The sequence below is a fragment of the Corynebacterium sputi DSM 45148 genome (genome assembly GCF_000427865.1).
GTDB classification, from domain to species: domain Bacteria; phylum Actinomycetota; class Actinomycetes; order Mycobacteriales; family Mycobacteriaceae; genus Corynebacterium; species Corynebacterium sputi.
In genome coordinates, this window is the sequence record NZ_ATYV01000001.1 from 63,901 (window position 1) to 77,954 (window position 14,054).

Sequence of the window (14,054 nt, forward strand, 5' to 3'; positions counted from 1 at the left end):
GCGAGCGCCGACTGGAGTCTGGAAGGCCTGCGTGGAGAGGTTATGCCCCATTCATATTGTCGCCAAAATGATTTTTGCCACACCTTGCCGGGTTTTAGGGGTTCAATAGCTTTGTCGCAGCGTCCGCGTCGATTGGGTCGCCAGTTGTCAGTGCGTAGTCGGCGTAGGTGAGGGGGCCTGCGGCAATGAGGGCGTCGCAGCGCTCTTCCAAATGACGGGGGCGCTGGCCGGTGATCTCGGCATAGGCGCCCAGGGTCTCGGCGAATGCCTCTGGAGTCGACATCATGCGCTGATACATGAAGTCCACCGCAGGATCCCCGACCTTCGCGGTGGTCCAGTCGAGGACCGAGAGGATGTCGCAGTTGTCGTTGAGGAGCAGGTGCGCGGGATAGAGCTCACCATGGGTGAAAGCGGTGTATTCCGGCCATAGCTCGTCGTCCTGAATCCAGGTGTGCCAGGTGTGGGATAGGGCGTCGTTAAGCGAAAACTCTGCACTAACCCGCTCCAATCGGGCCCGCCACTCCTCGCGAACGTCCTCAGGGGACTGTGTCGGAATTCCAGCGGCCTTGGCCTCATCCGGGGACATGCTGTGCAGTTCCGAGATGAGCCGACCGAGCTGCCGTGCGTAGTGTCGGTTTTCCTGGTCGAAGTGGAATTCGGGCTCGCCGGCATCGTTGAGGGTCAAGCCTGGCGTGCCGGGCAATAGGGGATAGGCGATGAGGTCACGAGTGTGGATCTTCCATTCAGGCACCGCGGCAGAAAGTCGCGAGCGGACGAAGTCGAGGATGCGCGCTTCGTCAGGAATCTTGTCTGACACGTCAGCTCGCCGGGGAATGCGCAGCACCCAGTCCGTGCCATCGTCATCCACCGCAAACGCGGCTCGGTAATCGAGTCCAGCCTCAACGACCGTGATGGCGGAGGGGTTTATCTGCAGGCCGTGGGTCGCGGCCAGCTCTGCGATTTCTGGGCGGATCATGCAAGTCCCTCCCTTCGGTGCTGGTTCATGATGACACATGCGGATGAAGTCACGGCGAATGAGGTGTGATCGCCATTACACTGACGGCACAGTTATCCACCGGCAGGGGAGTAGTTCATGGCGCTTCAGGAGTTCGAGTTCGAATCGGCTAACGGCCGCGACACCATCAATGGCTGGTTGTACACGCCGACCGGAGAAACCCAGGCGATCGTCCATCTCATTCACGGACTGGGAGAGCACTCCCGCCGCTATATCCACCTGATTTCTTCGCTTCTCGACGCCAACGTCGCAGTCGTCGCCGACGACCACTCCGGTCACGGTCGCACCGCAATGCAGTCAGGGGTGTGGGCGGATTCGGGAGATGACGCGGCGAATGTGGTGGTCGCTGACGAGCTCACGATGATGTCGAAGGCCCGCGCGGAACTGCCTGACGTGCCGTATGTCGTCTTCGGTCACAGTTGGGGATCCATGATCGCCCGAGTTGTTGCGGTGAGTCCGAATGTGGAACTTTCCGGGCTTATTCTCGGCGGAATTGCGGCGCAATTGAAAGGGATCGAGAAGACCCTCGATCGGCAGGAGCTGGCCGAACTGGCGGCAGGTGACGCCCGCGAAGAGCCGGCCCCGATGCACCTGATCGGCCAGCTTTTCGACGGCTTCACCGACCGCTTCGGGCCCGACGCCGGCCCCACTGCCTGGGTTGCTTTGGATGAAGACGTGGTCGCGGATCATGGGCGAGATCCCTTCAATAACTTCGGCGCTCCGATGAGCTCCCGCTTTTTGCAAGGCTTCGTCGACGTGTACGACCGGGCTAATGATGACGATTTCTACTCGTCCTTGCCCGATGAGCTGCCCGTGCTGATCCTGGCCGGTGAGCAGGACCCGGTCGCCAACTTCGGTGAAGGTGCGCTCCATGTCGCCAATCGACTCCGCGACACCGGCCATGACGACGTCACTGCCCATGTCTTCCCGTTGGTGCGCTATGAAGTCCATAACGAGCCGCTCACTCGGGCTCAGGTGGAGGACGAGATCATCGATTTTGTCGAGCGGGTGTCCTCTCCAGAATGACCGTTTATACGGGAAACGGTTGCGTTCGCTGAGTTTGATCGCACCCTCATATATATTTAAGTATTCTCGTCTGGAAGGAACTCACATCATGACTTTCGACAACAAGGTCGCAGTGGTCACCGGCGCAGGATCGGGAATTGGGCACGCGTGTGCAGTTGACCTCGCCGCGCGTGGAGTCTCTGTCGTCGTGGCGGATATCAATGTGGAGGCGGCGGAAGACGTCGTAAAGCAGATCGAGGAGGCAGGCGGCACGGCCGCCGCTTTCCGTGCGGATTCCTCCTCCCCGGAGGACAATAAGGCACTTGTCGACTTCGCGGTAGAGACCTACGGCAAGCTCAACTACGCAGTGAACAACGCCGGCATCGCCGGAGAGAACAAGCGGGTCGGCGAACTCGACACCGACAACTGGGACAAGGTCATCGACCTCAATCTCAACGGCGTCCTGTACGCCATGCGGTACCAGGTACCCGCCATGCTGGAGGCTGGCGCCGACGAATCTGCAATCGTCAACATGGCGTCAATCCACGGATCGGTCGCTGTGCTGGGCAACGCTGCGTACACCGCAGCCAAGCACGGCGTGGTTGGTCTGACGAAGAACGCCGCCGCCGAATACGGCCCTGAAGGCCTGCGAGTCAACGCGGTCGGCCCGGCGTACATCGACACCCCGCTGTTGAAGGCGATGGACGATGACGCACGGAAGGGACTTGTCGCGAAGCACCCGCTGGGTCGTCTAGGCAAGCCAGAAGAAGTCGCAAAGTTCGCGTCCTTCCTGCTGTCGGACGATGCATCCTTCATCACCGGTTCCTACCACCTCATCGATGGTGGCTACACCACCGTGTAAGCACAGCCCTGACCTGTAGAACGCAGGTATATTTGATGGCCATACGACGTCCCACAAGGAGGCGGAGATATGGCCATCATTTTTGAGAACGTCGGGATTGCCGTCGACGACATCGAGGCGGCAATCTCGTTCTTCAGTGATCTCGGCCTCGAGGTCATTGGGCGCGACACTGTCAGTGGGGAATGGGCCGACACGGCCGTGGGATTGGACGGAAACCACGCAAAGATTGCGATGCTTCAGACGCCAGGCGGGGAAGGGCGTTTGGAGCTTATGGAGTACCTCCATCCCGATGCCGTGCCCCAGCTGCCGACGGTTCCGAATAACATCGGCATGCACCGAGTCGCCTTTTCTGTCGACGACATAGATGAATCTCTCGCCATCGCCGCACGCCACGGTTGCCACCCGCTCAGGGGAGTGGCGAACTATCGGGACATCTACAAACTCTCCTACGTTCGCGGACCAAGCGGGATCATCGTCATGCTGGCGCAGGATCTGACGAAGGGCTGATCATGGGATCACTGAGTTACACCGTCGCGATGTCCCTGGATGGCTACATCGCAGACGCAGATGGAGACTTCGACTGGGCCGCGCCGAGCCAGGAACTGTTCCGGTGGCACATCGACCGGCTCGCCAGCGCATCCACCGAGATCATCGGGCGGAACACGTTCTTGTTGATGAAGTACTGGGAACAAGAACCGGACGATGAATCCTGGGGCCCGGACGAACGCCAGTTTGCAGAACTATGGCAGGGATTCCACCACACTGTGGTGTCCTCAACGTTGACCGCAGCCGACGTGACCTCACCGAACACGGATCTCGTCTCTGAGCTAAGTCTTGCTGACCTGCGTCGGATCGTCGACGAGGCCACTGGCGAAGTAGAGATCTTTGGACCGACCACCGCAGCCGAGGCAATCAAGGCCGGAATGGTCCGAGACTTCCGATTCTTGATCTACCCGAAGATCGTCGGAGGTGGCCTTCGTGCCATGCCGCCGGGAGCAGACCTCGACCTGGAATTCGCCGGACAAAGAACTTTCGACAACGGGATCGTGCTGATGCATTACTGGGCCACGTAGGCTCAGAACTGGTTGAACTGCCAGTACAGTTTCTGCTCGGTGAACGCTGCCCGGATCCAGGTATTCCAAGCGTGGATGCCGGTTGGGATGTACGTGATGTGGACGTTCGACTTTCCGTTGAGGCGAGACAGCACATCCCATGCTGCCGTTTCGACTAATGTTCCGGCCTCGAGGAAGCCTCCCTCGACCAAAGTCTGTGTTTCGTAATCCTGGAGATCAGTCTCATGAGGAATGCCAGTAGCAGTGGCCATGTGAACGGGCATTGTCAGGTTGTCGATGTTCCGCCACGGATTGTCCTCGGCTCGGGATGCCTCTGAATCCCACGGAACACCGGAGTTTGTCTCGCCGTGGGTGTTTACGCTGAGATCCGTTGCAGCCCGGCCGATGGGACCTTGGGTGTTATAGAAGCCACTCATCGCCAGCACTGACTTGTACAGATCAGGGTGCTTGGCAGCGAGATTGACTACCGAGTACCCCGTCATGCTGATCCCGACTAGCCCAGTATTGCCCTTGCCTCCGGCGGGGACATCGAAGTTCGCTTCGAGGTAGGTAGGGAGCTCCTCGGTGATGAAGGTCTCGTACTTCATCTTCGTGTCGTTCGGTGGCGCCGGGCTGTCCCAGTCAACGAAGAAGGATCGAGCGTCGGAGGTGGGGAAGATGAGGGTGGCATCTTCGTCCTCAAGATGCTCCAGAACGGATTTCCCATCCTGGTCAGATCGGGTGCTCCAGCCATCGCCGCCGTCAATTCCACTGAAGAACTGGACCACCCGGCTGTTGTTGTCAGTCAGTGACGGCCGAATAACCGTTGGAATCGGCTTGTCCATTGCATCGGACCACACCTCGCATTTCACGGCGGTGCCTCGGTGAGCGGTGCAGCCAGTGGGGTTTGCGGTGGCAGTGGGAACTGCGACTACGGAGACTAGTGCAACTGCAGCCGCAGCAAGTGTGGCGGAGAGGAACCTTTTCACGGAAACAACTTTCAGGGAGTAATCAGCGATCTCGTAGAGATCTGAGACTAACTACTTTCCCTATGGATGCAATGTTCAGATGGAAAGGGGGTGTTCAGGTTTACGGCTGCTAACGAGGGGGCTGGTGCGACGCTCTGTTCGCCGCGTTCTGGTCTCCGCCCACGGGCTTTAACGATTTCCCATAGCAGGCACGGAAGAATCGACGCTGCCTTTTCGTTGTGGTTGATATGTCAACGTACGACTCTTTGGTGATCGGCGCCGGGCAGGCCGGGCTGTCCAGTTCGTTCCACCTCAAGCGGTTCGGGATCAACCACGTGCTTCTCGACGGGGAGGACTTTCCCGGTGGCGCATGGCAGCACCGCTGGAACTCCTTGACGATGAATGACGTACATGGCGTAGCCGACCTTCCCGACGGAACCGCGCCCACCGGGTCAGACCTGCGTGCAAACACCGCAGTCCCAGAGTGGTTCCAGAAGTACGAGAACGAACACGACTTGCCCGTCATGAGGCCGGCCCGGGTCACCTCGGTGTCAGATGACGATGGAGCGTTGCTGGTACGGGCAGGCGACAGGGAATTGCGGACTCGCACGCTGGTCAATGCCACTGGGACGTGGCGGCGGCCGTTCATCCCTCGGTATCCAGGTCAGGAACTGTTCGTCGGGAAGCAACTGCATACACAGGGGTATGTGGGCAGACAGGAGTTCGCTGGTAAACGGGTCATTGTCGTCGGTGCTGGCCCGTCAGCGATTCAGTTCATTGGTGAACTGGCACCGATTTCGGATGTCACGTGGGTGAGTCGTCACGAACCGAGGTGGACCGGAGAAGACGATACGCTGCGAGACTTAGTCCGACGAGTTCAAGAACATGTCGTAGCTGGAAAGCCTCCTCACGCCGCGAAGGGACGAAACATAGCGGTGCTGAGGGAACAAGAAATGGAAGCTGCCGCGACCGGCATCTACGAAAGATGGCAGCCAATGTTCGAGCACATCGAACCGGACGGCGTGCGGTGGTCCGATGGTTCCTTTGCGGAGGCGGACGTGATCCTCTGGGCTACCGGCTTCCGTCACGACATTGATCACCTGGCGCCGCTGCATCTGCGGACCTCGGAAGGTGGGATCGCTTTGATTCCTGGCAAAGGGGACGTTCAAACCTCAGTAACCAGCGCACGTGACCCACGAATTCAGTTGGTAGGTTATGGGCCCTCTGCCAGCACCATCGGTGGCAATCGCGCCGGGCGGGCCGCGGCGGTGGCAGTGAGGGACTACTTGGCTGCGACCGGTAGTTCCGCGTAGAAAAGGCTTTGTGTCGGTATCCGAAGAAAACCCCGTGTATTTAGTGACCACCGACTTTGTTGCGCCTCCAAACCGGCTCGACGAAGCCCTTGATCTGTACCGGCGCAGAGTCGCATCAATTCCGCTGGAATGGGCGACGGTGTTATTCACCGATGCAGATGCCGAGCCTGAAGACCATCCCGGTTACATCTACTGGTCGCTTCTCGCAGAATCGGCTTACCGCTCTGAACTTGGGAATCCGCTTGAGATGGAAGCCTTTCGAGTTCGGACAGTCGTAAGGATCTCAATCGAAGATGTTCTCGACCATCCGAAGATCGAGAAGTTTTTCCTGGAAGATGTCGATGGACCCACTCGCTTCCCAGCGATGGTCACGCCAACTCGACTGCAGAGAATGGACAACACTGGCCTTGCGGCTGAGGACATTTCTCCGCCCGACCGGTCTTTCGAATCCGTGCAGGAATCATCGACGATCGAAGCCGGGACGTGGCTCGCTGAATTCGTTTACCTCGGGGCCGACGCTGAAGATATCCACGTCGAAAGCCTGCAGAGGGCTGCTGAAATGGCCGGAGTGACGGTCCAGTCAGTCTGCGAGATGAAACGCGTCGGCGACCTGGTACACCCAGACATAGTCGGACCACTGTGGGTGCGTGCTGGTAACCGGAATATTCGGGGCCTAGGGGATGGGCATTGGCCTCCCGGCCGTCCGGCATTTTGCGCTCGCGCGGTCCTCGAAGTAGCCGAAGGATAAGCGGTAAGGATCGCTGACGCAGCGGTGGAGCGCTTAGAAGGCGACTCCCAGGTTGTATCCCGGGTGATCGCCTCCAAGCTCTGATCTAGTAGTTCGCGGGGGCGTCACTACCTGGGAACGACTCTTCGCCCCACTCGTCGGCTTTTTCGTCGTCTGACTCAGGGCCGCCGGGCTCGGTGCCCGGATTGTTCTTGTCTTCGCCAGGCTTCGTCGAGTTCTTGTCCGCGTCGGTCTCATTCTGATCCTCGGCGGGCCCCTTGTTGATCTGATCCTTGCTGGTCACCGTGTACTCCTTCCTGTGTTTCTATCGAGCGCGACTCTCGCGCCGTCCGCCCATTCAAGGTCTCGGAGTACCGAGCCTTCACGGACGGTGTTCCCGCGAGGGTACGCCTAGGTAATCGCCGATGGGAGACACCGAGTTGACGTTGGTCCTAGAAAAACTCCGTACCCGCCCGGTTCATCGTCGCGCCGACACCAGTCTCGCTGTTCCAACAGGTCAGTCCGCTTTGCTCGGAGCGGCATGCGAATGGTCCGTAGTAGACGGAGGAACCATAGGGGACGACCTGGGCTTCGATGGTGTCGTCGGAGCCGAAGGCTCTCGGCATGTAAGCGGGGACATCGCCAGCCATGCCAATCGTGGCGGAGTCGCCGGTGATGTTGACCTGGTTATTAGCGCCAGTGGAGCTGCCACCCATCGGCCGGTCATGCGAATAACTGGAGATGCGGCAGTTCAGTTCGGTTTGTGAGATCCAGCAGCCGATGTTGTCAGAGGGCATCTTGAAGACGGCGACCGTGTCTCCGTACCGCGGGTTCTTGATAGTTGTGATTTCCGTGGCGTCAGAGGGGATGGAGTAGCCCTGCGCGCTTGGTTGTTCAGAGGGGGTGGATTCGCTGGAGAGTGTCGGACTTGGCCCGGTGGTTTCCATGGAAGGACTCACCGACGTCTCGGTGGCCTCAACTTCCTCGGTGCCCTGCGTGCTGCAGCCGGCGACCAGCAACGCAACGGCTACGAGCGAGAAGACACCACGGAAGATGTTCATTCTCCAACGATACTGAGTGCCTCAGCGCAGGCTCAAGCCCTTTTCTGTCCGTACTGAATGTGCCGCGGGGCTGCTAACCGATTCCTGATCCGTCCTCGTACGCCTGGTCTACATAGGCCATCAATTCATTTCCGATGTCGACCCCGGCTTTGTAGTTTCCTTCGATGACTAGGTGCGCACCATAGCCCTTTCCCAGGTCAATGAAGGAATTGCTCCCGTACATGCCGTTGATGAAACTGCGGGAGGAACCGTCGGGAAGCGGGGTTGTCCACCAACCCAGCCCGTAGTCAGATCCCGTATGTGCGGTCCGGTTGGTGTGCGCCTTCTCCACGGCCTCCGGGGAGAGGACCTGGCCGCCCTCGCAGCGGCCGCCGCGCAGGTGCATCAGCAGGATGTCCGCGTAATCGGAGGCAGTGCTGAAGGCACCTCCCTCCATCTGCGGATTCGCTGTCGGAGGCTGGGCGGCAGGATCGATATTCGCCGGGTAGGAGGATCCGTCAGTATTAATCCAGTGGTTGCCATAACCGATGGAATCGGTGCCGCAGGGCTCGACGTATGTCTCGTGAATCAACTGGTTCCATGGCTTGCCAGAGACAGATTCCGCGACCGCACCGGCCACCTGCCACGGCGATCCGCCGTACCGGAACAACGTGCCGGGGGCTGCGCCAGCCATCATTGTTGAATGGGCTGGGTCCCCTGACGAACCGATGGCGTTGAAGCGGTGGTTCATCACCTGGCTGGCGCAGTCGGTCAAGGTGATGGCGGGGTCCCGGGCGCAATCGTATGCCTCGTCGGTGACGGGCAAGTGTCCGAAACCGTTGGCGGTCAGGGCACCGATGTCAGGTTCTTGGTAATTCCGGTGGAACCCGGCGATCCCGGAGGTGTTGGAGATCAAATGCCCTGCAGTTACTCCCGGATTTGTTCCTTCGGCCCAGTCGACGTACTCGACGATCGGCTGCTCCAAGTCGATGAGACCTTGGTCTACGAGCCGCGACAACACCCCGGCGGAGAGCATCTTGGAACTGGAAGCGATGAGAGAGACTCGGGACTCATCGAAGGTCCCAACGTAATCCTCAAATACAACCCCCCTGTCGCGATCCACCACGATGTACGCGGCGCCGTCGAGCCCCCAGGATTCGACTTGCTGGGTTAGGGCTTGTTGCAAGTCTGCGTCGACCGGTACTTCGGCGGCAGTGGGGGTGGGCTTTTTGTCTACAGTGACGGTGGTGGTCGACGCGTGCGCATCAGGGTCTGAGGAGCACCCAGCCACAAGAAGACAGGCCACCGCACTAGCGACCGCCGCTGAGGTCTGCGACGCTCGTCGGTGCATAGGGTGCCTCCATAATCGGTCCTCGCAAGACTGTTTTGCCAACGGTAGCATCGAACTGGAAACGAACCTCTCAGACAGAGAAGTGGAGTGATCGCATGTTTAAGGGTGTACTGGTCGACAAAGGTGATGGGGGGCTCGTCGCCGAAGTCCGGGATCTGAACGAGTCGGATCTTCCGGATGGAGACGTGACCGTCGCGATTCATTACTCCGGCATCAACTACAAGGATGCGCTTGCGGTGACCGGTGCTGGGAAGATCATCCGCAGTTTCCCGATGGTGCCGGGAATCGACCTCGTCGGAGTCGTCGAGTCCAGTGATAATGTTCGCTTCGAACCTGGCGACAAGGTGATCCTCAACGGGTGGGGGATTGGTGAGAGTCACTGGGGTGGCCTCGCACAGAAGGCGCGGGTTAAGAGCGAATGGCTGGTGCCGCTGCCGGACCAACTGTCGCTGGAAGAGGCCATCGCCATTGGAACTGCCGGTTATACGGCGATGCTCAGCGTGCTCGCGCTTGAGCGGCAGGGAGTTACTCCCGAAAGTGGAGATATTGCTGTGACCGGTGCGAATGGAGGCGTCGGTAGTGTCGCGACCGCAGTGTTGTCGAAGCTCGGTTATTCGGTTACTGCCGTTACTGGGCGCCCGGAGGAATGGGAGTACTTACAGGACCTTGGTGCCGCTGAGGTTGTCGACCGCAATGATTTCGCGGGTGCAGGCAAGCCGTTGCAGCGTGAGCGCTGGGCTGGTGCCATTGATGCCGCTGGTGGTCACACCTTGGTGAACATCGTCGCCACCACGAAATACCGTGGTGTCGTTACCGCGTGCGGCCTCGCCGACAGCATGGATTTCCCCGGCAACATGGCGCCGTTCATTTTGCGCGGTGTCACCCTCGTCGGTATCGACAGCGTGATGTGCCCCCGTGAGGATCGCCTCGAGGCGTGGGAGCGCCTCGCCCGCGATTTGGATCTGGAGAAGTTGGGGACGATCGCCAAAACGATTTCGCTTAACGACGTCCTATCCGCCTCCTCAGACCTCCTTAACGGGAAAATTCAGGGACGCGTTGTTGTCGACGTCAATGATGTTTAGAAGTCGTCGCTGAGATCCCGGAACATGTCGTACTCGGTGAATGCAACGCGCATGTAGAGGTTCCAGTTGTGGATGCCCTCGGGGATGTAGGTGATGTTGACGTTGTCCTTGTCCCTGAGCGAGGAGTACATGCCCCATGCGAGAGTTCCGCCGAGGACGCCGGCCTCAAGGGCCGCTCCCTGTACGAGAGTGGTCGTGTCGTAGTCCTCGAGGTCCGTCTCGTGGGGGATGCCGGTCGACGCGGTCATGTGAACCGGCATGGTCAGCCCGTCAATGTTGAACCACGGATTGTCTTCGGCGCGGGAGATTTCGTCGTCCCAGGGGGAGCCGGTGATGTCGCCGGCGTGGGTGAGTCCGCTTCCGTCGATGGCGGCTCGGCCGATGATGCCCTGGTTGTTGTAGAAACCGCTGATCGCCAGAACTGACTTGTACAGTTCCGGATTCTTGGACGCGAGGTTGATTACGCCGTACCCGGACATACTCAGGCCGACCAGCCCGGTGTTTCCTCGACCGCCGTTGGCAATCCCGAAGTTCTCCTCTAGGTATGCCGGGACCTCTTCGGTCACGTAGGTCTCGTACTTCATCACGGTGTTGTTCGGTGCAGCCGGGCTATCCCAGTCCACGAAGAACGATCGCTCCTCAGAGGTGAGGAACACGATCGTCGAGTCATCATCCTCCACATGGTCAAGGACAGACCTACCGTTGTCATCGGTGCGGCCGCTCCAGCCATCGGTGCCGCTGATTCCGCCGAAGAACTGGATGACTTTGTCGCTGCCGGGGCGGACCACTGCCGGAATGCTCCGGCCCATCGCCTCGGACGGGATCATGCAGTTGAGCGCGTCAGAGCGGCCATCGACAGGGGTGCAATCGGCGGGTGCTGCGCTGGCGACCGGCGCGACAGCGATACCGGCGGCCACCATCAGGGCAGCGGTGGCGAGTATGGACTTCTTCATAGGGGCTGTCGCCTTTGGTCAGGAGTACGATCAGCGCTCGTCATTGTTCTAAACGAACTATAAATAGTCGAAAGAAAAAGACCAAGACGTCAGCCCCGAACCTGTTTAGGCGCCGTTGACATCGCGGCGACACCACCCGAGAAGTCCGATGAAGATACCCGTGAGGCCGATCGCGGTGAGCCAGAGAACCGGCGGCCAGCTCACATCATCGACGGGGTAGTTGGACAGGTGAGAGAAAAGACTGAGGCGGACCATCCAGTGCGGCATATCCAACAAGTCCGCGAACGAGGTGACCAGAGCTGAGTAACCAACCAGGATCCATCCGACTGGTGCAGCGGCTTTGGGCCACAGCCCGAAGAAGGCGGCGACGATCCCAATGACCGCCAGCGTCGGGGCGAGTTGTAGGGCCGTCGCCAGGAGCAGCGGGCCGGCGTACTCGCTGCCGCCATCCTTTAGCGAGGCCACGGTTCCCAGTCCCATTGCAAGACCGGTTAGCACCAGAATCACCGCCACTCCAGCGATAAGCACTAACAGCTGCGAACCGAACCAGGAAGTTCGGCTGATCGGTGCAGAGAGAGTGTATTCGGCACGACTTTTGGTTTCCTCGCCACGGACCTGCTTCAGACCACTGACCCCAGCTGCAGCAACGAGGATCGCCACAAACACCCCCATGAACGCCAAATAGCCGAGCATGATGTCGTCACCACTGAAGATCAGTGCCATCTCTGAGGGGAGATCGTCAGCAGTGTCGACCATTGCCTGAGCGAAGCCACCGAAGATCAGGCCGGTGAGGACGAGGGCAATTCCCCATCCACGAAGACCTCCCCGCAGCGTGCGGTAGGCCATGCCCACAGGTGTGCCCAGGTATGGAAGCGCCTCCGCTCGTCCCAACCGTGCGTGGATCATGCCTGCTCCCACATCGCGCCTGGTGGAGAGGACAATACCCAGCCAGATCAAGATGACCGCACCGACAAAGGGGAGGATCAACGGCCACCAGCGGTCATCCACGTATGGCGCGGTCTGCTGAGGCCACGCCAATGGAGAGAACCAAGACAGGGCAGTGCCACCTTCTTCCGGCATGTCGCCGGCCAAACGAATCAGATAGGCGATGCCCAGAACTGCTGAGGCCATTGCCGTGGAGGTACGAGCCGATTCGCTGAGCTGCGCGGTGACCGCAGCAACTCCGGTGAAGAACAATCCGACGGCGAATCCTCCGACCCCGACAAGAAGCGTCCCTTCGACATCGAAGCCGACAGCCAAAACGCCCAGGATAATCAGAAGCGCGATCAGCACATTGGAGGCGGTGGTGAGAACGAGAGTTGCCGTCAGGTTCGCATTTCGCCCGACGACATTCGAACGGACCAATTCGGCTCTTCCAGTTTCTTCTTCTGCCCTGGTGTGTCGGACCACCGTGAAGATGCTGAACAAGGCGATGGGCAGATAGATGAACAGGACATACGCCGCGGAGAAAAGTACCTGGTGGCTGGGGTCGGCCAGACCAAAGGACGGTCCGACCAACATGCGCATCACTGGATCGGCGAGCATCATCGCTAGCGCATGAACGTCCTGTTCTGATGCGTAGGTGTTGGTCAGGGCGCTGGCGAAGATGTAGCCGCAGGCGCCGACTGCCAGAATCCACACACTCGTGCGGACCCTGTCTCGCCGGAGCATGAGCCGAAAGATGGTCCACAGGCCGGTCTGGGTCTTTTCAGCCGTTGTCATTGTGGACACCACCCTTGCGGTCTAGCGCGCTCAGATCATCGCGGTAGTGGCGAATCAACAATTCTTCGAGTGTCGGTGGGTGGGCAACGATCGAATGGATGCCGAGTCCAGCGAGCTCAGACATGACCTCGCCGACGTGTGCGCCGTCCACCTGCAAGACAGTCCTTTCACCGGCGGTGTGCAGGTCATGGACGAAGGGTTTGTCATCGAATCCGGAGATGGGGCGTGCGGTCTCAACTTCGATGGTGGTCCGGGTCATGTGGCGGAGGTCCGACAGCGAACCAGACTCGACTATGTGTCCGGCCCTAATGATGGACAGCCGGTCCGATAGCGCTTCCACTTGGGCCAGGATGTGACTGGAGAGCAGTACCGACCTGCCTGCTTCTTTTTGCTCTTTAATGACGTCTTGAAACACCACCTCCATGAGTGGATCCAAGCCGGAGGTGGGTTCGTCGAGAAGCAATAGATCTACGTCAGCCGCCAGCGCCGCGATCAAAGCGACCTTCTGACGATTTCCCTTGGAATACGTCCGAGTCTTTTTCCTCGGATCCAAAGCGAAGCGTTCAATGAGTTCGTCGCGCTTGCGTGGATTGAAATCTGACCTAAGCCGCAAGAACAAGTCGATAACTTCGCCGCCGGTGAGGTTGGGCCACAGTTCCACGTCGCCAGGGACGTACGCCAAGCGCCGATGCAGATCGACCGCGTCGCGCCACGGATCGAGTCCGAACACCTGCACAGAGCCAGAGGTCGGTCGCAGCAATCCAAGCAGCACCCGGAGCGCGGTGGATTTTCCCGCCCCATTGGGGCCGAGAAATCCATGGACCTCGCCCGGCGCAATCGACAGGTTGAGGTTGTCGAGTGCCTTCACCGGACCGAACGTCTTGGTGAGGTTCTCGGTAAGGATGATCGGCGTACTCATGGTCCTTCTCCTCCTCCAGGGCTATTGCAGCTAAAACCAATGGTA

Annotated in this window: 15 protein-coding genes; 7 read left to right on the forward strand and 8 right to left on the reverse strand. The window is 59.5% G+C overall.

The features are described from left to right. Window positions 1-94 precede the first annotated feature (94 nt). Entirely contained in the window at window positions 95-976 is an 882-nt protein-coding gene (locus YWU_RS0100305; RefSeq protein ID WP_027018897.1) for a macrolide 2'-phosphotransferase, read from the reverse strand. A 117-nt stretch (window positions 977-1,093) separates the two neighbouring features. On the opposite strand from YWU_RS0100305, the gene YWU_RS0100310 reads away from it, so the two are divergent. The 4 genes from YWU_RS0100310 (at window position 1,094) to YWU_RS0100325 (ending at window position 3,955) form a co-directional block, all read left to right on the forward strand. Then, complete coding sequence (locus YWU_RS0100310) at window positions 1,094-2,041, forward strand: alpha/beta fold hydrolase (protein ID WP_027018898.1); 948 nt, start codon at window positions 1,094-1,096, stop codon at window positions 2,039-2,041. An 88-nt stretch (window positions 2,042-2,129) separates the two neighbouring features. Beyond that, window positions 2,130-2,882, forward strand: coding sequence for an SDR family NAD(P)-dependent oxidoreductase (locus YWU_RS0100315; RefSeq protein WP_027018899.1), 753 nt, complete (start codon window positions 2,130-2,132; stop codon window positions 2,880-2,882). 69 nt (window positions 2,883-2,951) lie between these two features. After that, window positions 2,952-3,389, forward strand: a complete 438-nt coding sequence (locus YWU_RS0100320; protein ID WP_027018900.1) for a VOC family protein — start codon at window positions 2,952-2,954, stop codon at window positions 3,387-3,389. A gap of 2 nt (window positions 3,390-3,391) precedes the next feature. After that, window positions 3,392-3,955 (forward strand): dihydrofolate reductase family protein, encoded by a 564-nt coding sequence (locus YWU_RS0100325; protein ID WP_027018901.1) that lies wholly within the window; start codon window positions 3,392-3,394, stop codon window positions 3,953-3,955. A 2-nt stretch (window positions 3,956-3,957) separates the two neighbouring features. Here the strand turns inward: YWU_RS0100325 and YWU_RS0100330 are convergent, their stop codons facing one another. Continuing rightward, window positions 3,958-4,923 carry an alpha/beta hydrolase gene (locus YWU_RS0100330; RefSeq protein ID WP_027018902.1) on the reverse strand — a complete coding sequence of 322 codons (966 nt, stop codon included), beginning with the start codon at window positions 4,921-4,923 and terminating at the stop codon, window positions 3,958-3,960. A 227-nt stretch (window positions 4,924-5,150) separates the two neighbouring features. Between YWU_RS0100330 and YWU_RS0100335 the strand changes: the two genes are divergently transcribed. Together YWU_RS0100335 and YWU_RS0100340 are read left to right on the forward strand one after the other, a co-directional pair. Next, window positions 5,151-6,215, forward strand: coding sequence for an NAD(P)-binding domain-containing protein (locus tag YWU_RS0100335; protein ID WP_027018903.1), 1,065 nt, complete (start codon window positions 5,151-5,153; stop codon window positions 6,213-6,215). Window positions 6,216-6,258: 43 nt separating this feature from the next. Then, window positions 6,259-6,963: a hypothetical protein gene (locus tag YWU_RS0100340; protein ID WP_027018904.1), complete on the forward strand. Its 705-nt coding sequence runs from the start codon at window positions 6,259-6,261 to the stop codon at window positions 6,961-6,963. 85 nt (window positions 6,964-7,048) lie between these two features. On the opposite strand, the gene YWU_RS0100345 is transcribed toward YWU_RS0100340, so the two are convergent. The 3 genes from YWU_RS0100345 to YWU_RS0100355 form a co-directional block, all read right to left on the reverse strand. Next, complete coding sequence (locus YWU_RS0100345; protein WP_156892643.1) at window positions 7,049-7,246, reverse strand: hypothetical protein; 198 nt, start codon at window positions 7,244-7,246, stop codon at window positions 7,049-7,051. Window positions 7,247-7,394: 148 nt separating this feature from the next. Further along, window positions 7,395-8,003 (reverse strand): hypothetical protein, encoded by a 609-nt coding sequence (locus YWU_RS14240; protein WP_027018906.1) that lies wholly within the window; start codon window positions 8,001-8,003, stop codon window positions 7,395-7,397. A 73-nt stretch (window positions 8,004-8,076) separates the two neighbouring features. Further along, window positions 8,077-9,333, reverse strand: a complete 1,257-nt coding sequence (locus tag YWU_RS0100355; protein ID WP_027018907.1) for a serine hydrolase domain-containing protein — start codon at window positions 9,331-9,333, stop codon at window positions 8,077-8,079. A 95-nt stretch (window positions 9,334-9,428) separates the two neighbouring features. Between YWU_RS0100355 and acuI the strand changes: the two genes are divergently transcribed. Continuing rightward, entirely contained in the window at window positions 9,429-10,415 is a 987-nt protein-coding gene (gene acuI / locus YWU_RS0100360) for an acrylyl-CoA reductase (NADPH) (RefSeq protein WP_027018908.1), read from the forward strand. Here acuI and YWU_RS0100365 read toward each other — a convergent pair. From YWU_RS0100365 to YWU_RS14245, 3 genes are all read right to left on the reverse strand, one after another. After that, entirely contained in the window at window positions 10,412-11,368 is a 957-nt protein-coding gene (locus YWU_RS0100365; protein WP_027018909.1) for an alpha/beta hydrolase, read from the reverse strand. The genes acuI and YWU_RS0100365 overlap by 4 nt on opposite strands. A 105-nt stretch (window positions 11,369-11,473) precedes the next feature. Continuing rightward, the gene (locus tag YWU_RS0100370; RefSeq protein ID WP_051259835.1) at window positions 11,474-13,090 is read right to left on the reverse strand and encodes an ABC transporter permease; all 1,617 of its coding nucleotides are present in this window, start codon (window positions 13,088-13,090) and stop codon (window positions 11,474-11,476) included. After that, window positions 13,077-14,009, reverse strand: a complete 933-nt coding sequence (locus tag YWU_RS14245) for an ABC transporter ATP-binding protein (protein WP_051259836.1) — start codon at window positions 14,007-14,009, stop codon at window positions 13,077-13,079. Before YWU_RS14245 ends, YWU_RS0100370 begins: the two co-directional genes overlap by 14 nt. Window positions 14,010-14,054 lie beyond the last annotated feature (45 nt).